This is a genomic window from Bacillus cereus group sp. BfR-BA-01347 (assembly GCF_022663835.1).
In the GTDB taxonomy this organism is placed as follows: domain Bacteria; phylum Bacillota; class Bacilli; order Bacillales; family Bacillaceae_G; genus Bacillus_A; species Bacillus_A thuringiensis_K.
Genome location: NZ_JAKUGG010000005.1, coordinates 1 through 21,313 on the forward strand (window position 1 = coordinate 1; position 21,313 = coordinate 21,313).

The window sequence follows — 21,313 nt, forward strand, 5'->3', positions numbered from 1 at the left end:
TCATAAAAGAATTAAGGCAAAATTAAAGGGTATGAGCCCAGTACAATACCGGGCTCATACCCTAGAGGCTGCCTAATGAAACGACCTGTCTAACTTTCGGGGGTCACTTCAATTTAACTCCTTAATCTTTTTCGGCTTCTTTTTCCTATCTCTGGATCACGACCAATATTAATAAAGATACGGTACTTATTTCCTCTTTTTCGAATATGTCCTTCCGCTTAAAACACTCCTTCATTTTATTTTGAGCCATGGTGTATAAGTCTTGTTTTAATTTTACTGCTATGAAAATTACATAGTTGGACATATGAGAGATGGATATATTTTACCATATTTAGATTGTTATTAAGGAATAAAAAAAGAGCCATAAGGCCTCTTTTTTGCTGTGTTCATGGAAAAAATTGAAAACGTTTGATAAATAGCTGCAAAAGTACAACATGTGGTTGCTAAAACACTAGCTAACCATCTTGAAGCATGAGTTTTTAACAGTAAGATATAAACTAATCCAAAAGTAACCAAGCGGAGGTTTGTTGATTCTTATTAGGATTAATTTGTTTTTTTGAGATTGATTGTTGTGGTGTTAAATTTGGGACACTCCCCATTTTAAAACCTCCATTACTTATGTATAGAATTTAAATTGTTTAAAAGTATTATATATGCTAAATAGATAATTTTAAACCTATCTGGATAAAGAGAGGTTTTATAAAATTTAAATAAAATTCTTATTTGAACAGAAAAAAAGCGTCCGGGAAAGCGCTCTTTGACTAAGACTCAGATCAAGTGAAAATGTAGCAGTAATTTATTTTATATATGTTTCTAGGATATGCGCAAATTTCAAATGATATAGTTATTTTACTATAGAAAAATAAGTGACTCAGTAATTGTGTCAGCCGAGTCACCCAGTACTATCGATCCAGATAATATTCTTTTTTATATGTAGTTATAGCGAGTTCTTAGAGGCTAACTCAAAACCGCAGTTAAAGAACAAAGAAATTTATTTTAGAGAGTTTTAGAATTTGTTATGTTAATGCTACAACAGCAAGAGTTAAGCCCAACGTATTTAATGTATTAGAATATGGTCCTACATTAACAGTAAGAGTACTTGTTATACCTAAAGGTGTAGTGAAAATAGCGGGTGCTGATACAGAAGTGAATCCTGCAGTATATCCCAGAGAAGTACCAGAGCCAATAATTGGGTTATTATTAAGATACATAGTGATACCTGCCGAATTACCTCCTGGTTGAATGATAACTTGCACTTCATAGATTGCCAAATAGGTTCTTCCACCTTCAAGTAAAACAGTTGTTGGTGGTGTGAATGAGATTGCCGTACCATTAGAATTTACCACGGTATCTAATGGAATCGCAGAATTTACAGAGACTATTGATGGGGTAGTCTGAACAACATTTAAACTGTTAGCCGTGGGGGATGGACAAGTGCAAGATTTGTGAATGTTTGAGTTATTATCATTTTGGTAATTCACAAATAATCAAGCTCCTTTGCGTAAGATAATTTTTTATCCTATATAAAACGTAGCTTTTTTGTATCTAAGTTATTTTTAATAAGTCTTTAAAGATAAGTCAAATATTGGTGGTCAGTCAACTCTTAAAAGTATTTGATATTCTGGGATTTCAAAGTGTATCTGATAAATATATATGAAATTTTTTTAAGGACATTACCTTAAGTTCGGAAACATAATAAAATAGTTATTTTGTTAAATAAAAAAACATGCACAAAAATTGTGCATGTTTAAAAAAAGTTATGTCTTGTCTATGTAAATATATGCTTAACTAATATATACCGTATGTATGTTTGAGCAAAATGGTTATTTATTAACAAATATAAAGAGCGCTTTTTAAGGTGCTCCATGAACAAGCCTAATATTGAAAAAGAATCTCACATGATATTTTATGTATGTTCTTAATACATGTGCAGATTTTTCTTTTGTGCAACGAAGCAGCCAGTTAATAAAACTAACTGCTTGTTGTACAAAAGAAACGTTGCGCTTACAGAAATAGTTTGTAACATTAAGTTACAAAAATAGTATGAACAGAGTTAAAAATGTTATTCAGAAGTGAAAGAAAAAAATAAAAAAGAGCACCATGCATTGAAGTGCTCTATAAGATAGGCGGTAACACTTTGAGCTGGATGTTTAGGTTAAAATTATATGTCGTAGAAATAAGACCTAAAATTTATTTTCAACTCAATAGAAAAGAGCAGCTAGCAAAGGCTAACTGCATTGAGAACATTATAACCATTAATTTAAGGAGTACATATAGTGTGGACAAAAACATCAAGTTTATGTAACAAAAATTAAAATCGAACAGTTATTGCAAATAACTGTTTGATTTGATACAACCTGGGTAAGAAGCAGATTGTATTTTGATTAGTATTAGGGAAAGTATTAAATTTTATTTAGTTCGTTAACAAAATCCTTATTTAAAAATTAAAGAGCGCCTTGGGAGAAAGGCGCTCCATGACCAAGATGTTTAAATGATTAATAATAAGATGATCATGATTATTGTATGTACATTTCTAATGAATGTGAAGTCTTTAAATGCATTCAAAAAGAGCACGTATATACATGCTCTTTGACAAGAAAGGTAGATTTTTTATGAGTGGATTCCCCCATCCAATAACATATGCTTGTCCAGTTAAAAGATGAAAGGGTTTAATGAAATCTTTAATTGGTAGAAAGGGATTAGTTTAGTTTTGATTCTGCTAATCCCCAACTAATTATAAAAAGTAAGCCGAATATGAGAGCGTAAATAATACAGGAAATTATTAAACTAGCTATAGCGACTTTTTTGTGATGAGCCTTTTGGAGCAAAAACAGCTAAAACAATTGAGACAGGTATTAAAAAGAGTATATAAATGTTTGAAAGCATTGATAATAAACCAAAAAATACGATTAAAGTTAATAAAAATGAAGTGATTCCAAAGTATTTCCTCATTACTTTAGCCTTTCTTGGAAAAAATAAATAATACAGATTATACCATAAATGAATAAGATTGAAGTGAAATTTTAACAAAAACGCTATTTTAATAAGAGTTGGTTCTCACTCAAAAGCAAGGGTTGCATAGGGAGTTCCAAAATGTTCTTTTTAGATGTATTAATGGTTAGGGAAACATAAATCTGGGAATAAAACTTGATATTCTGGGATTAATCGAAGGTCAACAGTTGTACTTGCAAAGAATTTATATTTTGTTTCTAATTCAGCTAGTGTAACTAGGTGATGCGTACCTAAGCCCTTCTGTATGCTATGTTTAGAAAGGGTTGGGCCAATTTGTAATTTTCGATTTTTCATAGCTGTGTTCCATGGACTGTAAAAGAATTTTAAAACGAAAGCAGGGTACATGTAAACGATAAATGAATGATTTGACCAATGCCTTCCGGCTATATAGTTACCATGCGAATAATTGTGGATTAGTCTACCTCCGTAGTAAGGGGCAGGTGGAGTAGGATCGAGTATTCTCCCATGATAACGCTGTTTGACAAGGGGAATTCCGTATCTCGGATTGGAATAACCATGAGTAGGGTCATCTACCATCAGAATAGTCCTAATAGCATACATGTTTTTCCTTAAAGTGACGAGAGATGAGAAAAAGGCTTCCTTATCAAAACAGCAAAGAAATTCAGTAGTATTTAAAACCATTTTCCACCCCTTAATTTCTTTTTCTATTTCCATTATCTCTTTATCAACTAATATAGCATCAAACTCTAATACTTTTGAATCTCGGATTTCCCAATGAGGCGCAAATAATTTACATATTTCTACTGAACGATCAGTAGAGCCTCGATTAATAAGAATACCGTGATCAAATAGTTTTGTGTGGTGCATTAGCCACCATGGGAGTAGATACTCTTCATTGTAAAAATGGGAAATTAAAGTTGTCTTAATAAAAACCCCTCCTTATAAACATGGATAAAATAATTCTTGCTCTAGTATAATGCTTATCCTAGTAAATACATATGTCTTGAGTATATTTGAGCAAAATGTTTATTTACAAATAAAAAGAGCGCTTTGGGAGGAAGGTGCTTTATAACCAAGTCTTTTTTTTGAAAAAAGGTTCACATCATATTGTATGTATGTTTCTTAGATAGGTGTAGTTTTATACAAAAATCTTTATTTTATAACAAGAAAAAAGAGTACATGTTTATATGTGCTCTAAGATATTCTTTTTAATATCTGTACAAGTGTTTCATTAGCGCAACAATATTAGTAAAGCTACGGTCAAAAAAGATGGATTTAAATGAAAACGTTATTTTGGGGAAGTTGAGCAATGGAGTTAAAGGAGTATGCCATTTATAAGGGAAATCTAAATGGCTAATATGTACTAAAACAATACAGGAGTGCGCTCAACATTTGAGCGTACTTCCTAAGAAAATCCTCTTTTATAAAATAACGGATAATAGAAAGAAAGTGACTAGTAGAAAGCAAGCTCATAATTATTTAACTGTTATGCTGTTAGGCGAGGTCTAATATGAAAATTTTATTTGCATCTAATTTGTTTCCCGGCTCATAAGATATTAATAGGCAAAAAACGAAATAAAGGATGAAAGGGGAAATAACAGTAAATGAGTTTACAAGAGCTGCTAATATCAAGAACAAATACAGCGGTGGTCATGAAATCAGGAAATGATTCAACAGCATTTATTGGAGGGAACCCTTTTAAAACAATTAATGGTGCGATTACAGCGATTAATACTACAGGAGCTACAGGGATTACAATTTTTGTGTTTCCTGGAATTTATGACGAAAAGGTAGTTATCCCTAATGGAAATTCATTACGAGGAATTAGTCTATGGACAGTAATAATTCGTCAACAGAATGCAACATCAAATACTACTGTACTCACAATGGGAGAAAATACAAGAGTAGAAGATATTACGGTATTAGGAACCTCTTCTATCCATGTGGATTTAACAGGGATTGCTTTTCCTGGAACAACATCACAAACTTCTAGATTAAGAACAGCAGTTATAACTGTGGATAATTCTACAGCATCAACAAGTGGGACTTCAAATGTTTATGGAATTCATTCTTTTGGAACAGGAATTCCAGATGAAAGTATAAGTACTGTAAGAGCAACAACGATAACAGTAAAATCAGCCGGTTTAGGGAATAAAAGAGCCATATTGGTTAATACAAATTCACATAATTTTCATTGCCGTGATGTTAATTTAACCACTACTAGTTCAGTTGGAGCAGGATCTTATATTGGGGCAGAAGTAAATCGAATAGGAGCACAATTAAGTTTGCGTTTAGCGTCGATTCAAGGCACTACAGCGGATATATCACAATCAGCTGGAACATTGATTTTAAGTTCAGCGAATCTTATAAATTCTAACGCTAATAATTTGGGCTTTTCTACAGTTTTACAGCCTACTACAATTATTTGGGCAGATCCGTCGGGTCTACCAACTGGAGGGACTCGTTTTTATAGACCAGGAACAGCGGCTGTTTCAAATACAGAAGTATTTATCCGATTAAGTCAAAAATCTGTTATAAAATCACTATCGGTACGTGCTCGAGTTGGCCCTGGAGGGACAAATATTGATACTTGGACTATTCGAAAAAATGGTGTGGATACACCTCTTGTAGTTTCATTAACTGGTGCCCAGACTTCTAATATAACTAATAATATTTCAACAACATTCCAAGCGGGGGATAGTATCTCGTTAAAAGTAACAGTTTCTACGCTAAGCGCGATAGCAGATACAGTAATACAAGTTGATATTTTCTGAAAGTTAACAAATGAATTGTTGTGTTAATGCAAGGGTAAGTAATGAAACTTATTTCTTTTAAAAATACATCTATATAAGTGAAGCGTTTAAGAGGAATTCTATAAGTTGATAATCTTTGTATCACAATGTAAAAGAAATTTATTTAAACATGAAAAATTAATAAAAATTTCATTTTGTAGAGAAATGGGGTGATTAAGGATGGGCATTGAATACGGAATGTTTGTATTAAAAAAGAGTAGACTTTAACCTACATATAAAAGTACTGGAATTTTTCTAAAGGAAGGAATATCTGAAATATAAATATAATTGAGGGGAGTGAAATAATAATGGAAACTAGTACTTTTTTAGGGCTGTTCTGGGGATGGATGACGGTTATCGTATTAGGAATACTTTTCGTCCGTCCATCGGTGCTACGTGATTTGAAAAAATTAGTGGTTGAAGACAGAGGGTTTGGTATTATGTATGGTTTTCTATCAATTTTCCTAGGATTAGGTACTGTAATTCTACATAATGTATGGGTATTCAACTGGAAGGGATTCCTAACGGTTATTGCATGGCTTGCATTATTAAAGGGAATTTATATAATTGCATATCCTGAACCTTCCAAGAAAACAGACTTTGAAGTAAGGATACTTTCAACACGTATAGTACTCGCTATCATTGGTGCTTTGGCTTTATGGATGCTTATAGTAATCTATATAAAATAATCTTTTTTTAATAAATAAAAGAGCCTGATGTGAGAGAAAAGGCCTTTTCAAAAATTGTATATGAGGAAAATCAATGTCAATAGTTTAACACCAATAAATTAGAATTAATTCCAGGTATTAAGTATTGAGAAATAAAATTGAACGCAACAAATTGGTTAACTTTATGAGCTAACCAATTGTTACACAAAAGAAAATTAGGCCCTATAAGTAATAGATGTGTAACTTAAAGTTACAGTTATAGTGTAAGCGAGATTGAAAATGTTATACGAAAGTAATTCTGTTTAAAAGTTTTATTTTGTCATAAATAAAAGAGCAGTTAGCCCAGCCTAACTGCTCGATACAGAGGTAATAGTCTAGCTACATAGATATTATATGCTGAGTTATTGATTTTATTTGTGTAAAACACAAAAAAGAGCAGCTAGCAAAACCTAGCCGCTCTAAACAGTGATGTGTCTCTAGATGTAGTTGTAGTATAAACAGAACGTTGAGTTTTATTCATGGGGAGATAGAAATTGGCTTGAAAATAGAATATAGTCCGGCTAGGAAACTAGAGGACACAAATAAAAACCTTTAACTTCCGCTAAAGATAATTATGTTAATGATCTAGTGATTGCGGTTCTGGTAAGGGCAAGAAGAGGACCGTGTAAAAATAGAGTTGTAGAAATAGAAAGAGTGGATTCCTTGTGAGAGAGTAAGGATCCACTTTTTTCTTGCAACTGATAAAGAGACACTATATCTGACTTATATAAATATCCTATTTGTTCAAATTTGTACTTGCTAATGGTACAATTATATTCATGGAGGGATATTATGGTAAGTTTTTATGTAACACTGTTTCTTATATTTGGTACTGCGATATTTTTATTTTTCTTGTCTGGTTCATCAAAAATTAAGGCTAAAAATCTATCATTGATAATGATCTGTTTAAGGATAAATCTACTCACAAGTCCAATGGCTTTATTTATAGGTGTGATGGCAACAGACTCTCCATATAGCACTACGCTTGATTTTTTTGGAGGATGTCTCTTTATTCAGGGAATACCGCTCCTCCTCCTACTTGCAGCTTTTTTGAAGTTTGCAATAGCAAAGAAAACAAAACAAGTATAGTATAAACTCTATATTTCTTTTAATAATTTAAGGTTATATATTTTCTGTATTAGCCGCTTTTAACCACGCTTCGTAGAATTCTATAACTGATGCATACCGTTCTGCCCGATTGTCACTTACAGCACGATACGCTACCTCATATAATTCCTTACTTGCTTCCCATTTTATAAAGGAACGATCTTTTTCACCGCCTAAAAGTGAGAAAGCCATTGCTCCCATATTAAATACATTTGTTCTTTCATCAATTATAGCGTTTAGTTCAAATTCCTCTGGTGACATAAAACGGGAGGAACCCCATAGCCGGCCCATTTTATTTATGTAAGGTTTCTTACTGTATAAATCTATATCACAAATTTTTGTCTCGTTTGTATTAAAATTATATAGAATACTACCGTCATAAAAATCTATTGCTACATAGTTTTTCTTTTCTACATAAGTATGGAAAGAAAAAATGGAATGTAAGGAATGAATTCGTTCTATAGCAGATAAATGTCTAAATTTATAAAATGGAGAGTTTGGATTTTTATATTTCTCAGGAGGTGGGAAACTCCAATGCGAATGAAGACATTCACCATCAAACCAATCGAAAATTAATACATATCCAGATTGAACTGGAAAATGATCAATTAGTCTTATGAGCGATTCATGCTTTAAATCTTCATAGATAGTAACTGAATTTTTTAGCCTTTTAATAGCGTGACCCGTTGTTCCTTCAAATGCAATTGTTTGTGCTCCTGCGTATTTAATAAATTTCTTATGCCCATCTTTTTCTACACCAAAACTTATATTACCTGAGTCTTGCTGGTCAAAAACTGCAAATACGGTCCCTAATTTAATAAGCCAATCAAAATTATGATATTCTTTTAATTGGAATGTTACGTTATTTAACTGAATTTCCACGGAATTTTCTTTCATATATTACCTCACATTTAATATAATTAAGTTGTACATTCCACTATTCGACATATTTTATGGAAATCCTATGCTAATAATATAAAATTTTATAAATATAATGATAAACACTTATAAAGAGGTGAATACAATGGATCAACAAATTGTTATTAAAGCATATCAAAAAGACTGGGTTGAAGAGTATATAAAAGAAAAAGAGAAATTCTGTTCCTTGTTAGGACAAGAAATAATTGCCGTTGAACATATAGGAAGCTCAGCAGTAGAAGGATTAGGAGCTAAACCTCTTATTGATATGATGATTGGCGTAACAGACTTACAAATTACTGAAAACTGGATTGAAGTTCTATCGGAAATTGGATATGAGTATGTTCCAAAAGATGCAACGAATTGGCGTTTTTTTAGAAAGGGAAAATGGAGAGCGGGTACTCATCATTTGCATATTTATATTTATAATAGTGATGAGTGGAGAAACAATATTTTATTTCGTGACTTTCTAATAAGCCATGAATGGGCACGTAAAGAATATAGAGAATTAAAAGAGAGGCTTGCTATTACATATGCTTTTGATCGTGTTTCATATACAAAGGCAAAAGCGCCGTTTATTCGAAAAATATTAGAATTGGCTAGAACTCAATGAATTTATAGATTCCTATCTAACTAGTTTTGAAACCCCTTCCTATACTTTTTATAGGGAGGGGGATTTTTTTATGTCAAAATATATAATTTCTAATTATTGGAGGCAAACTATTTTATTTATTTTGATATTTCTAGTACATTGGAAATATTAAGGGGGAATTAAGCAATGAAAGCTATTGTACATCAATATGAAAAAGGATTAGAGGGATTAGAATGTAAATTTCTACCTGAGATAAGTCCTAATGCAGGTGAAGTAAAAGTCAAGTTAAAAGCTGCAGGATTAAATCATAGGGATTTATTTATTATAAATAATAGAAAAGAAATGGATCTACCATTAGTAATAGGGTCAGATGGATCAGGAATTGTTACAGAAATAGGAGAAGGAGTTTCAAATATTACACTACATACAGAAGTTATTATTAATCCTAGTATTGGATGGGAACATGCTACTGAAGTACCAGAGTTACCGGAAGTGCTAGGTGGACCGAAAGGTGGAACGTTTGCTGAATATGTAATTGTACCGGCTGAAAATGTAGTAGAAAAGCTGGCATATCTTACTTGGGAAGAATCAGGTGTTTTATCTTTATCCGCACTAACTGCATATAGAGCACTTTTTACAAAGGGTAGATTGAAGTGCGGTGAACATGTTTTAATTCCGGGAATAGGCGGTGGTGTTGCTACATTTGCCATGTTATTCGCGAAAGCAATTGGTGCTAAAGTGAGTGTTACCTCAAGGGTAGAGAATAAAAGGGAACATGCTGAAAAATATGGTGCAGATATTTCTTTTAATAGTACCGGAAATTGGGAAGAGAGCTTACAAGGTGAAAAAGTAGATTTAATAATAGATAGTATAGGCCCGGCAACTTTCTTGAAATATTTTGATGTATTAAAACCAAATGGAAGAATCGTGAATTTTGGTGCAAGCTCAGGAGATACAATTGAATTACCATTACGCGCATTATTTTATAATCAAATTGATATTATGGGAACATCCATGGGTAGCCGTGAGGAATTTAATGAGATGATAAAGTTTATTGAAAAATATCAAATTAAACCAATTATTGATAAGGTTTACTCGTTAGAAGAAGCAATTCGAGCACTAAGCCGTATGGAACATGGGGAACAATTCGGAAATATTGTACTTCAAATGAATTAAAAAATATGATTTTACAATTAGTATATTTAAATGAATATGTTATGTATTTCAAACATGAAAAAAATACGAACCGCCTTATTATAAAGGCTTACCGGTTTTATACATAAATAGCGTATAAAATTTGTTTTATAATTGTCGCATGAGTAATAGTAAAATGAGAATTAGATGAAAAAAGTTTAAGCCTATTTTCATAATGGTATTGTATACTGTGTAAATCAAGAACACTTGTATGTAAGGAGAGAGTTTAATGAATTACACAGTATTTCAGTGGTTTAATAATTTTGCTGATTCATCCAAACTATTAGATACGTTAATGATTGCTATTACAAATAGCGCTGCATACGTAGCCGTTCTATTTATGTTTATCTTATGGTTTAATAATGGAAAGAAAGAGAAGGCAATTAGAAAACAATATACAGTTTTATATACGACGCTTTCGGTTATTATTGCATTAGTAGTAAATGTTCTTATACACGCGGTATATTACCATCCGCGCCCGTTCGTATCACATGATGTACACCAATTAGTACCACACGCAGCAGATTCATCATTCGTTAGTGATCATTCTGTACTTGTATTTTCAATCGCCTTCGTATTTATTCTTAGAGGAGAAAAACTGAAATATATCGCGCTATTATGGGCAGTACTAGTCGGTATATCACGTATGTACGTAGGTGTTCATTATCCTTTAGATATACTTGGTGCAGCATTCTTAACACTTATTACGAGCGCTTTAGTAATGCAAAGTACACGTATGTTTGAACCAATAGCGAAACTTGTATTCAAAATGTATGCATTAGTAGCGAGACGAATTCCTTTCTTAGCGAAATATAACCATATCGCATAATTTTCCTATAAAAAGTTCCCCTTTGGACATCCAGAGGGGAATTTTTTATAGGAAATACGAAAAGAGTTTAGAGTGCTCTGTAATCAAGTTGTACTAATTAATATTCTGAAATTTCACGCACCATATTTACAATATATAAAATAATGACGCAAAATAACAACAGTTAGTTTTGCATTGTTTTAAAGGAATTAAAAAGAAAACTTCGAAACATATAGTATCGCAAACAAAAACTACAAATTTTAAAACGGATCTTCGTACGAATCCATTCCAAAAGAGAGGAGATAAGTATGCAAAAACTCCAAACGAATAAAGGCGCTCGATATATGATGATTGCTTTTATTGTTTTGTTTCTTATTATGATTTTGCGTATATTCTATATTCAGGCAGTAGGAGTCGTGCATAATGTGAATGTAAAGGATCTCGCGAATGAACAACATAATAAAAAAGGTGTTTTAGAAGCGAATCGTGGCACTATCTATGATCAAACCGGAAAGGTGTTAGTACAAGATTCTACAACGTATCGAGTTGTTGTGAATTTAAAAGGAAAAGATAAAGTGAAAAATAAAGATGAAACCGCACAACAATTAGCCAATGCGCTTGAAATTGATAAAGAAGAAGTATTAAAAAACTTTCATGAAGGGCGTACGCAAGTTGAAATTGGGAAAATTGGTCGGAACTTATCTAGGGAAAAGAAGGAAAAAATTAATGATTTAAAAATACCAGGTGTATCTTTTATGTCGGAAAAAGCAAGAGTGTATCCGAATGAAGACTTTGCATCCTATATACTTGGTTTTGCTAGACCAGATGATAAAGGGAATACGGAAGGGAAGTTTGGGCTTGAAAAGAGTTTGGATAAATATTTGCGCTCTACAAACGGGAATATAGAATATGTGGGTACACGAAGGGGAATTCCGCTTACAAATGATATAGGTAAAGTAGAACCAGCTAAAAATGGGAATAACGTATATTTAACGCTTGATAAACAAATTAATAGTTTTTTAGAAGAAGCGATGAACAAAGCGCAAGAACATTATGATCCTTCTATGTTAATTGGCATTATTGCTGATCCAAAAACAGGAAAGGTTTTAGCGATGTCTAGTAAACCTAGTTACAATCCTAATGTAGGTGATATCGAATACTTTTTAAATGACCCGATTGCAAATGCATATGAACCAGGTTCAACAATGAAAGTTTTTACGTTAGCAGCTGCCATTAATGAAGGTGTATATAACGGAAAAGAATATTTTCAATCTGGAAAATATTCCGTTGGTTCCTCTGATATAAAAGACCATAATGGTGGATTTGGATGGGGATCAATTACATTTGATGAAGGTTTTGAAAGGTCATCAAACGTAGCTTTTTCTATTTTAGAAGATCAGTTACTGAAACCAAATAAATTTAAGCAATATATGAATAAATTTGGTTTCAATCAAAAAACAGGTATAGATTTACCTGGAGAAAGTAAAAATACTTTATTATTAAATACACAAATTCAACAGGTTACAACTTCTTTCGGTCAAGGTTCTACAGTAACTCCGATTCAATTAATCCAAGCGGCTACTGCTATAGCAAATGACGGGAAAATAATGCAACCATATATCGTTGATAAAGTTGTAAATCCAACAAACAAAGAAGTTATTATGGAAAATCAACCGAAAGAAATTGGGAATCCGATAAAAAAAGAAACAGCGGACAAGGTTAGAAGCTTAATGGAGCGTGTTATAACATCTTCAAAAGGAACTGGTACAATGTATAAAGTGGATGGTTATCCAATTGGAGGTAAGACAGGAACAGCACAAATCCCGAATCCTGAAAACGGCCGATATATGGAAGGGAAAGAGAATTACATTTTCTCCTTTTTAGGAATGGCTCCAATTGATGATCCGGAGTTAATCGTATACTTAGCTATTAAGCAGCCAAAGTTAAAAGGAGATGAGTATGGAGCTCAGCCTCTTGCTGAAATATTTAAACCTGTTATAAAAAACAGCCTTGAATATTTAAAGGTGAAACCGTATACCGAAAAACAAATAGCTGATGCAGCGAAACAATCTCAATTAAAAGTACAAAATTATGTAAATCAATCGATGGGTACAGCAGAGAAAAGTGTAGAAAAAGAGAAGCTACAGCCGGTAATTTTAGGAGAAGGAAAAATAATAAAACAATATCCACAGTCTGGCGAGGTAATGAGTGAAGGTGATCGTATATTTTTATTAGGGAATAACGCACAAATGCCAAATGTAAAAGGTTGGTCCATGCGTGATGTTATGTATTTCTCTAAGCTTTTGAAATTAGATTTGAAAACTTCTGGTACAGGTTATGTAACGAGCCAAAGTATTGAAAAAGGACAAGATTTACAAGAAGGAGATACACTAGAACTAGAATTAGAACCGCCGTTACAACCGTTAACAGAGGCGAATACGAATTAATTCAAACTTGTTGAAGAACCTATATCCAATAGGTTCTTTTTTAAAAATTTATGAGTAATTTCACGCACCGTATTTTTTAAGAAAATAATAAATAAGATTTTTAACAGTTACTAAAACAAAAAAACTTACATATATTGAAATTAGAACGATTGTTCAATTTTTTTATATTAAACGACAGAAGGAGTCTACATTGAATAAAAGACGATACGATAGCGATTTAGCCAAAGAAATAATAGCAGAGAAAGCGATAGAGTTATTTTCCTTAAAAGGGTATACAAGGACCTCAATTGATAACATTGCGAAATCCTCTGGTTATAGTAAAGGACATATATATTATCATTATAAAAATAAAGAAGAATTATTTGTTTATTTAGCTAAAGACAGTATGAGAAACTGGCACGATAAATGGAAAATAGTAGAAAAAAAGTATGCAAATGCTACTGGGAAATTATATGGAATGGCTAAATTTGTACTTTATAATTACAAAACGCCGTTATTAAGGGCAGGGCAAGAGCTTGCCTCTGATCCGAGCACGAATCCTTCTACAGTAAGACAGCTTTATGGTTTAGCTGCTATCCCTTTAAAGGCATATCATAAAATTTTGGATGAAGGTATACAAAGTGGCGAATTTTATATAGAAAATGTTGAGGACTCCAGTCTTTTATTAGCTTCATGGCTTGGTGGTTTATGTCAATTCATTCATTCAATTGAAACAGAGAAATTAGAAGCTTTATTTGATAAAACCATTACAATTTTTTTACTCTCTATTACAAACAAACATGTGTAGCGTTACAAGCGAATTAGAACGATTGTTCAAATTCTTACACTCGTCCGTTTTCATTATATGTATAAACAACAGGAGGTTATTTATATGGATGAGCAAAGAGTCGCAATTATAACTGGCGGCGCTTCTGGTATTGGTAAAGCTTTAGCCATTCAATTAGCAAATAAAGATATATTCGTAATTATCGCTGATATTAATGAAGTCTGTGGCCAGAACCTTGTGAATAATATAAAAAATAATAATCAACTAGCTAGGTTCGAATATTTAGATGTTACTAACGCTGAATCCGTAGAAAAACTTATTATAAAAATAGTTAATGAGTTTGGTAGAATTGATTATATGTTTAATAATGCAGGAATTGCTATGTATGGAGAAGTATACGATATGTCTTTGGGTGATTGGAAACATATTATTGAAATAAATTTATTAGGAGTAATTTACGGAACACAATTGGCTTACCAATTCATGAAAAAACAAGGATTTGGTCATATCATTAATACTGCTTCTGCAACTGGTTTAGGACCAGCCCCCCTTTGTACCGCGTATGCAACAACCAAACATGCTATCGTAGGTTTAACAACTTCATTACATTATGAGGCGGAAGAATACGGTGTAAATGTAAGTGTGCTTTGTCCAACTTTTGTAGATACACCCATATTTGAAAAATCAATTGCAATTAATATGAATAAGAATCAAATTATAAAACAACTAAAAACAAATAAGCCAATTTCAGCTGACAAGTTTGCTGAAATTGCACTGAAAGCTATTCATAAAAATAAATTAGTAATTTGTCCAATGCCATTAAAAAAAACGATGGACGTATTCTTTACTTTATTTCCTTATCTTCATAAAAAGCTAATGCGTTTCGTATGTCGAATTGGTCGTAAAGCAAAAATGACGAAAATATAAATATCTGATTATTTTTTATTTACAGTTAAAAATATTTGTGATAATATGGAAAAAATTAAATGCAGTGAAGAGAAGAGTAAATAAAATGATTTTTTCACAGAGAGCTCCATTTAGCTGAAAAGGAGTAAAAATTCTTTATTGAACCAAGCCTCTGAGCAGCGCATCGGAACCTATTATTAGGGGATGGTGTGACGGGAGCTCCCGTTATAGAGCTATGGTATAAGCATGAGTTAGAATGCAGTACCTGATAAGGTTAATATGGTGACATATTAACAAACTAGGGTGGCACCGCGATGATAAATCTCGTCCCTAAGATTAAAAGTCTTGGGGGTGGGATTTTTTTATTGTTTTAAAACAATTTGGAAAGCGGGGGCCAAAAATGAAAAACTTTCTTAAAGATTGGAAATATCCTTTATTACTACTGTCCGGTGTTGGTATTGCGAATTTAGGGGCATGGATTTACTTAATAGCATTGAATGTACTTGTCTATCATATGGGCGGCTCAGCCTTAGCTGTTGCTACTTTATATGTAATAAAACCATTAGCCACTTTATTTACAAACGCTTGGTCTGGGAGTATGATTGATCGTTTAAATAAACGGAAATTAATGATTCACCTCGATATATATCGTGCGTTATTTATCGCTATTTTACCTTTACTTCCGTCACTTTGGATTGTTTATGTATTTGTATTCTTTATAAGTATGGCCAGTGCAATTTATGAGCCAACTGCTATGACGTATATGACGAAATTAATTCCGGTAGAACAAAGACAACGTTTCAACTCATTACGTAGTTTAATAGGATCTGGTGCATTTTTAATTGGTCCGGCGATAGCAGGGGTTTTATTAATTGCGAGTACACCAGAGTTTGCTATATATATAAATGCTATAGCATTTCTCTTATCAGGATTCATTACATTACTTTTACCTAATCTTGATAAGAAAAAAGATTCGGATACAACTAGTAATACATTATCCCTTACAGTATTAATAAAAGATTGGAACACTGTTATAAATTTTAGTAGAAAACATGTGTATGTCGTATGTGTGTATTTCTTATTTCAAAGTATGTTCGTATTAGCGACTGCTACTGATTCACTTGAACTATCGTTTGCGAAAGAGGTATTACTACTAACAGATAGTGAATACGGTTTTCTAGTTAGTATAGCTGGTGCAGGATTTATTTTAGGTGCCATAACAAATACAATTTTATCAAAGAAATTAGCACCTTCATTTCTAATTGGAATAGGATCATTATTTATTGCAATTGGTTATTTAATTTATGCTTTTTCAAATGTATTTTTAATAGCTGCTATTGGATTCTTTATTTTATCTTTTTCAATGGCATATGCAAATACAGGATTTTATACATTTTACCAAAATAATATCCCTGTTCATATGATGGGACGGATTGGGAGTATATATGGACTTGTTATTGCGATAGTAACAATCTTTATTACAATATTATCTGGTGTTGCGACTCAGTTCATTTCTATACAACTTGTAATTATTGTAGGTTCATTGATTATGTTATTTATTACTGTCGTCTTGTGTGTGTTTACTTTATTCCCATCACAATCTAAGTTGTATTCTACTGAATCAATAAAGTGAAACTTTAATCAGGCGGGCATCCCCCACTGATTATCAGCCCTCACCAATCGGGCTTTTACGGGCAGCAGGGTCCCCACTTAACTTCTTTGCTTTCGCTGAATTTTGAGATGGGGGTCTTACTGCCCACAAATAGCGGGATAAATTCGAAATGAACTTTGTGTTCTCATTAACAATTTATCGTATTTAATAAAAGGGTTCTTTCCCCTTTATATGGAAAAATCAATAAGGGGAAAGAACAATACCGAAAGATAAGGGTGGTTGTCGTGATAAAAACAAAAGATGAAATTGATAAAATTGTAAAAGAAATACAAAAGAAAATAAATTTCTCAGGGGTAGTTTTAGTACAAAAAGAAAAAGACTTAGTCTATGAAAAAGCTTTGGGTTACGCAAACCAAAGTGAATGTATAAACAATACGATACAAACAAGATTTGGCATTGCCTCAGGATGTAAAATTTTCACTGCAATTGGCATCTGTCAACTTGTTGAAAAAGGTTTTATTTCTTTTCATACAAAATTAAAAGATTGTCTAGAGATAAAATTTTCAAACTTCGATGAAGATATTACAATACATCAACTACTAACGCATAGCGCTGGTATACCAGATTATTTTGATGAAAGTATTATGGATAACTTCGAAGATCTTTGGAAACAAACACCTATGTATCTATTAAAGAGCTTAAAAGACTTTTTACCATTATTCCAAAAAAGTAATATGATGTTTGCACCTGGAACTAAGTTTCACTACAACAATGCAGGTTTTATCATACTTGGATTAATAATAGAAGAACAGACGGGACTTAAATTTACGGAGTATATAGAAAAGAACATTTTTAATTCGATTGGCATGAATGATTCTGGCTATTTTTCGTTAGATAGATTACCAAGACATACAGCTCTAGGATATATAAAGGACGAAACCAACCAAAATTGGAGAACAAACGCCTACTCTATACCGATAAAAGGAGGAGCTGATGGAGGTGCATATGTTACTGCACCAGAAATGCTGAAATTTTGGGCGGCCCTATTTAATAATGAAATTTTAGGAAAGGAATATACAAAATTACTTTTAACTCCCCACATTCAAGTAAATGATAAACAGTCGTACGGATATGGAATATGGATTGAAACACAAGAAAACAACATTTTTAAATACCATGTTATGGGTTATGACCCAGGCGTGAGTTTTCGCTCGGCTGTATATCCAGACTTAGGCATTACATTGGTTATTGTTTCAAATAAATGTTCAGGGCCTGAAAAATTATTGACAGAAATCGAAAGAGCTTTTTAATTATATGGATATAAAAGAAGAGATACGAAAACAATTTAAACGGGTTTATGACTGTTTCTGTTTTGAAAAGTATTTTAGTTAATGAGTAACCCTTTATTTAGTAAATAAAGGGTTTTTGTAATTCTGCACAATTACATATGATTATATGGATTTTTAAATTAAAAAACATTACTATATAGTTGTAAATTATAACTATTAATTTATATGAAAGGATGTGTTAGTAATTTGTATATGATCAACGGTAGTTTGTTTATTATTTTAGGGGTTATTTGCTATTTAATTGTACGTGGAATATTAATTGTTACCAAAAATAAAAAACATGTGATTTGGTGGAAAGAAATAATAAGTTTTTTATTCGTGGTCTACATTTGCATGGTTGTTGCAGTAACTTTATTCCCTTTACCAATCGGTTTTCCTTCTAATCTTGAAAATTTGAATCGCTCGGTCAATATAATACCATTTGCATCAATTATTAAAGACATCAATCAAATTGGTAGTGCTTATGATGGAGATGCCCTATTTATGATTGGTCTAATTGTAAGAAATGTAGGCGGAAATATTTTATTATTAATGCCTTTAGGATTTTTAGCACCAATCCTATGGGATAAATATAAGAAATTCAAAAATACAATTTTATTAGGATTTTCTATATCAGCTAGTATTGAATTGTTACAATTAATTCAGTCTTTATTTAGTGGAGTGGGACGTATTACTGATATTGATGATGTGATCTGTAATGTTCTAGGTTCTATTGTTGGATATTGTATTTATAAAATACTTTTTTAAAACTATCTACTAAATTCAATATTCGAAAGTCAGAAAAAAATGATGGTAGTAATCTGGAATTTATTAATAAATGACATTGAAAATAAATTCATCCTGTGTTTAACGACACTGTGAACGGTAATACTAATTAACATTGAACTTTTACAACAAGGGATGATAATATGATATACATTTACACAGATTTTGGTGGAACACATACTACCTCACTAGCTGCAGCGTATCATTTAAATAAACTACCAACGGATCGCAAATTAACGAAAGAAGAAATTTTGAATGTAGATTACTTTAATAAATTGAAAACAGAAGATATGGGAAAAATTATTTTTCATGGGATCGATGAACATGGTCATCCTGTATATACGATTGGATGCGGCGCATCAAAAGTTGTTGTACCTGCGATGAAGCATTTAGGAGAAATCTTGCAAAAACATTATCAAAGTCATGAAAAAATTATTTTTTCTAATACATCACCAACCGTACCTTTACCAATGACTTTCGGTGGTCTGTTTTCTAGAAGGTTCCATATCGACTTTATTGGTGTACCGTTACTCGTATGGGGAGCAAAAATTTGCTGTGATAATATACAAAGGCTTGTTAGTTATACTAAAGAAGCTGGCCGATTAACGAATGATTATGTTGTAATTTTAGATAATGAAACCTTTAAATAGTATATGATAAGAAGAAAATCGAGCAAATTCCTTGATTTTCTTTTTTATTTGTGAAATAGACAAGAAATAGTCACAATTAATATGCATCTACTATAGCCAAAACAATAAAGTCCTGTTACTATTACAGGGATATTCTCTTTTCGTAACATAAATATATAGAAAAGTCAGAAAAGAGGAATTGAATTAAGGGAGGAACAACATGAAGCGTGTTGCTTGGATTACTGATAGTACAACTGCGAGTTTTAAAACAGAAGGAGATAACTTTGTTATCCCAATTGAAGTTATTATTGATGGTGTGTCGTACAAAGATTGTGAAGAAGGTGTGCGTGAGCGCGTTTATAACGCTTTGAACGAAGGTAAAACTGTCACTACATCACAGCCTAACATAGGGGAAATGGTAGAGTTATTTTCGAAATGCAAAGAAGAATATGAAGAGGGATTTGCAGTTGCTATTAGCGGAAAAGTAAGTGGAACCTATCAAAATATGAAGTTAGCTGCAGAAATGGCAGGTTTTCCGTTGACGGTATTAGACAGTGAAACAACAAGTTATCCAATGGATGAACTAATTAGAAAAGCGAAATCGTTATACAATGATGGTATGACTTTACAAGATATACACAAAACATTAGTAGATGAAAAAAGAAGACCTTTTCATGTATTTCCAAAGAGTTTAAAAGGTCTATATGCAAGTGGCCGTGTAAAGGGTATTCAATTTTTACTTGGAAGTTTATTAAGTGTCAACTTAATATTAGAAGTAAAAGGTGGAGAGCTTTTACTTGAAAAAAAAGTTCGTAAAATCCAAAAATGTCGAGAATATATTAAAAATGAACTTGAAAAAGAATTACCAAAAGTACTTCACATGTTCCATGCTAACGATAAAGCTGGAGCTGAAGAATGGATTGCAGATATTAGACAAGCATTCCCTGAAATGGATTTCAAATTATATCCATTACCAATTTCATTTGCGGTTCATGCAGGTGAAGGTACAATTGCAATTAGTTATTAAAGTAAAACCCGTGAATAATTCACGGGTTTTTTCATAGTATCGGGAAAGACCTTATTATACTATAAGGTCTTTTGTACCTCTTAAAATGGCTTGAATAGCATTTATTTGAGATCATTAGGTAGTTAGAGATTGATGACTATCTTTAACGAAAAAAGTTGAAGTCATATTTTTTAATGTCAATAAATCAGAATCTTCTTTCTTTTATTTCTACAGTTACAATCTATTTACATATAAGATTATTAGGATTATATTGACACTGAAAGAGAAAACAATAGATGGAAGGGGATGTTTTTTATGTTTAAAAAAGCAGCACTAGGGATTTCATCGTTAGCAATCACAGCGTTCGTCGGATTAGGAATGGCAACAGAAGCTTCAGCTGGACCAGCAGCACCACTTACTTCACTAAACGTCGTACAAGTAGAGTCTGAGCTAGGCGGGGTAGAAACAATTAATCAGAACAGCTTCAGCACATCGCGTAACCACGGGGGAAAATATTTATATATTACAACGAAAGAAATGGGCTATGGCCAAAACCCATTTGCTAAAATGAATGGTTCTAATGTAAAAAGCATTGATTCCACTATAATTGGGGGAAGACCAATCGTTGGCTGGTATTATAAATGGGATGCTTCTGGACACCAACAAGGAACCTTTGAGTACCAAAAGACATCTATAAATGCACCATTTAATACAATGCGTACGTCAATTTATATCCAATAAT

Annotated in this window: 17 protein-coding genes, 4 pseudogenes and 1 other annotated feature; of the genes and pseudogenes, 16 read left to right on the top strand and 5 right to left on the bottom strand. The window is 32.4% G+C overall.

Features of this window, described 5'->3' with window-relative positions; genetic code table 11:
* Nucleotides 1-128 precede the first annotated feature (128 nt).
* From MR143_RS33690 to MR143_RS10075, 4 genes and pseudogenes are all read right to left on the bottom strand, one after another.
* Nucleotides 129-206: pseudogene (locus tag MR143_RS33690) on the bottom strand (Arm DNA-binding domain-containing protein); the annotation flags it as partial.
* A 312-nt stretch (nt 207-518) separates the two neighbouring features.
* Nucleotides 519-599 (bottom strand): annotated as a pseudogene (locus tag MR143_RS33150) (septum formation initiator family protein); the annotation flags it as partial.
* Nucleotides 600-1,016: 417 nt separating this feature from the next.
* Nucleotides 1,017-1,481 carry a hypothetical protein gene (locus MR143_RS10070; RefSeq protein WP_001109250.1) on the bottom strand — a complete coding sequence of 155 codons (465 nt, stop codon included), beginning with the start codon at nt 1,479-1,481 and terminating at the stop codon, nt 1,017-1,019.
* Nucleotides 1,482-3,111: 1,630 nt separating this feature from the next.
* Nucleotides 3,112-3,840, bottom strand: a complete 729-nt coding sequence (locus tag MR143_RS10075) for a hypothetical protein (protein ID WP_000546535.1) — start codon at nt 3,838-3,840, stop codon at nt 3,112-3,114.
* Nucleotides 3,841-4,577: 737 nt separating this feature from the next.
* Here MR143_RS10075 and MR143_RS10085 point away from each other — a divergent pair.
* The 3 genes from MR143_RS10085 to MR143_RS10095 all read left to right on the top strand — a co-directional run bounded on the left by MR143_RS10085 (nt 4,578) and on the right by MR143_RS10095 (nt 7,561).
* Nucleotides 4,578-5,747 (top strand): pectinesterase, encoded by a 1,170-nt coding sequence (locus MR143_RS10085; RefSeq protein ID WP_000058013.1) that lies wholly within the window; start codon nt 4,578-4,580, stop codon nt 5,745-5,747.
* Nucleotides 5,748-6,073: 326 nt separating this feature from the next.
* Nucleotides 6,074-6,454, top strand: coding sequence for a hypothetical protein (locus MR143_RS10090; protein ID WP_202822758.1), 381 nt, complete (start codon nt 6,074-6,076; stop codon nt 6,452-6,454).
* 810 nt (nt 6,455-7,264) lie between these two features.
* Nucleotides 7,265-7,561, top strand: a complete 297-nt coding sequence (locus tag MR143_RS10095; protein WP_000253419.1) for a hypothetical protein — start codon at nt 7,265-7,267, stop codon at nt 7,559-7,561.
* A gap of 33 nt (nt 7,562-7,594) precedes the next feature.
* Here MR143_RS10095 and MR143_RS10100 read toward each other — a convergent pair whose 3' ends face one another.
* Complete coding sequence (locus MR143_RS10100) at nt 7,595-8,476, bottom strand: protein kinase domain-containing protein (protein WP_000662484.1); 882 nt, start codon at nt 8,474-8,476, stop codon at nt 7,595-7,597.
* Nucleotides 8,477-8,603: 127 nt separating this feature from the next.
* On the opposite strand from MR143_RS10100, the gene MR143_RS10105 reads away from it, so the two are divergent.
* From MR143_RS10105 to MR143_RS10160, 13 genes and pseudogenes are all read left to right on the top strand, one after another.
* Nucleotides 8,604-9,110, top strand: a complete 507-nt coding sequence (locus MR143_RS10105) for a GrpB family protein (protein WP_000372676.1) — start codon at nt 8,604-8,606, stop codon at nt 9,108-9,110.
* A 165-nt stretch (nt 9,111-9,275) separates the two neighbouring features.
* Nucleotides 9,276-10,265 (top strand): zinc-binding dehydrogenase, encoded by a 990-nt coding sequence (locus MR143_RS10110; protein ID WP_242280729.1) that lies wholly within the window; start codon nt 9,276-9,278, stop codon nt 10,263-10,265.
* Nucleotides 10,266-10,512: 247 nt separating this feature from the next.
* A complete protein-coding gene (locus MR143_RS10115) occupies nt 10,513-11,112 on the top strand; it encodes an undecaprenyl-diphosphatase (protein ID WP_001110128.1) in 600 nt (199 codons plus the stop codon).
* Between the two features lie 287 nt (nt 11,113-11,399).
* A complete protein-coding gene (locus MR143_RS10120) occupies nt 11,400-13,538 on the top strand; it encodes a penicillin-binding protein (protein WP_001170954.1) in 2,139 nt (712 codons plus the stop codon).
* Between the two features lie 190 nt (nt 13,539-13,728).
* Nucleotides 13,729-14,325 (top strand): TetR/AcrR family transcriptional regulator, encoded by a 597-nt coding sequence (locus MR143_RS10125; RefSeq protein WP_199717744.1) that lies wholly within the window; start codon nt 13,729-13,731, stop codon nt 14,323-14,325.
* A gap of 84 nt (nt 14,326-14,409) precedes the next feature.
* Nucleotides 14,410-15,231, top strand: coding sequence for an SDR family NAD(P)-dependent oxidoreductase (locus MR143_RS10130; RefSeq protein ID WP_046945053.1), 822 nt, complete (start codon nt 14,410-14,412; stop codon nt 15,229-15,231).
* 55 nt (nt 15,232-15,286) lie between these two features.
* Nucleotides 15,287-15,545: a binding site (T-box leader), on the top strand.
* 65 nt (nt 15,546-15,610) lie between these two features.
* Nucleotides 15,611-16,843 (top strand): MFS transporter, encoded by a 1,233-nt coding sequence (locus MR143_RS10135; protein ID WP_199717745.1) that lies wholly within the window; start codon nt 15,611-15,613, stop codon nt 16,841-16,843.
* A 263-nt stretch (nt 16,844-17,106) separates the two neighbouring features.
* Entirely contained in the window at nt 17,107-18,132 is a 1,026-nt protein-coding gene (locus MR143_RS10140) for a serine hydrolase domain-containing protein (protein WP_131250863.1), read from the top strand.
* A gap of 13 nt (nt 18,133-18,145) precedes the next feature.
* A pseudogene (locus MR143_RS33420) lies at nt 18,146-18,214 on the top strand (GNAT family N-acetyltransferase); the annotation flags it as partial.
* 143 nt (nt 18,215-18,357) lie between these two features.
* Nucleotides 18,358-18,992, top strand: a pseudogene (locus MR143_RS10145) (VanZ family protein).
* A gap of 87 nt (nt 18,993-19,079) precedes the next feature.
* Complete coding sequence (locus tag MR143_RS10150; protein ID WP_000639421.1) at nt 19,080-19,586, top strand: DUF3189 family protein; 507 nt, start codon at nt 19,080-19,082, stop codon at nt 19,584-19,586.
* Nucleotides 19,587-19,785: 199 nt separating this feature from the next.
* Nucleotides 19,786-20,592: a DegV family protein gene (locus MR143_RS10155; protein WP_000831930.1), complete on the top strand. Its 807-nt coding sequence runs from the start codon at nt 19,786-19,788 to the stop codon at nt 20,590-20,592.
* Nucleotides 20,593-20,886: 294 nt separating this feature from the next.
* Entirely contained in the window at nt 20,887-21,312 is a 426-nt protein-coding gene (locus MR143_RS10160; protein ID WP_000472916.1) for a DUF4879 domain-containing protein, read from the top strand.
* The last annotated feature ends 1 nt before the right edge of the window (nt 21,313 follow it).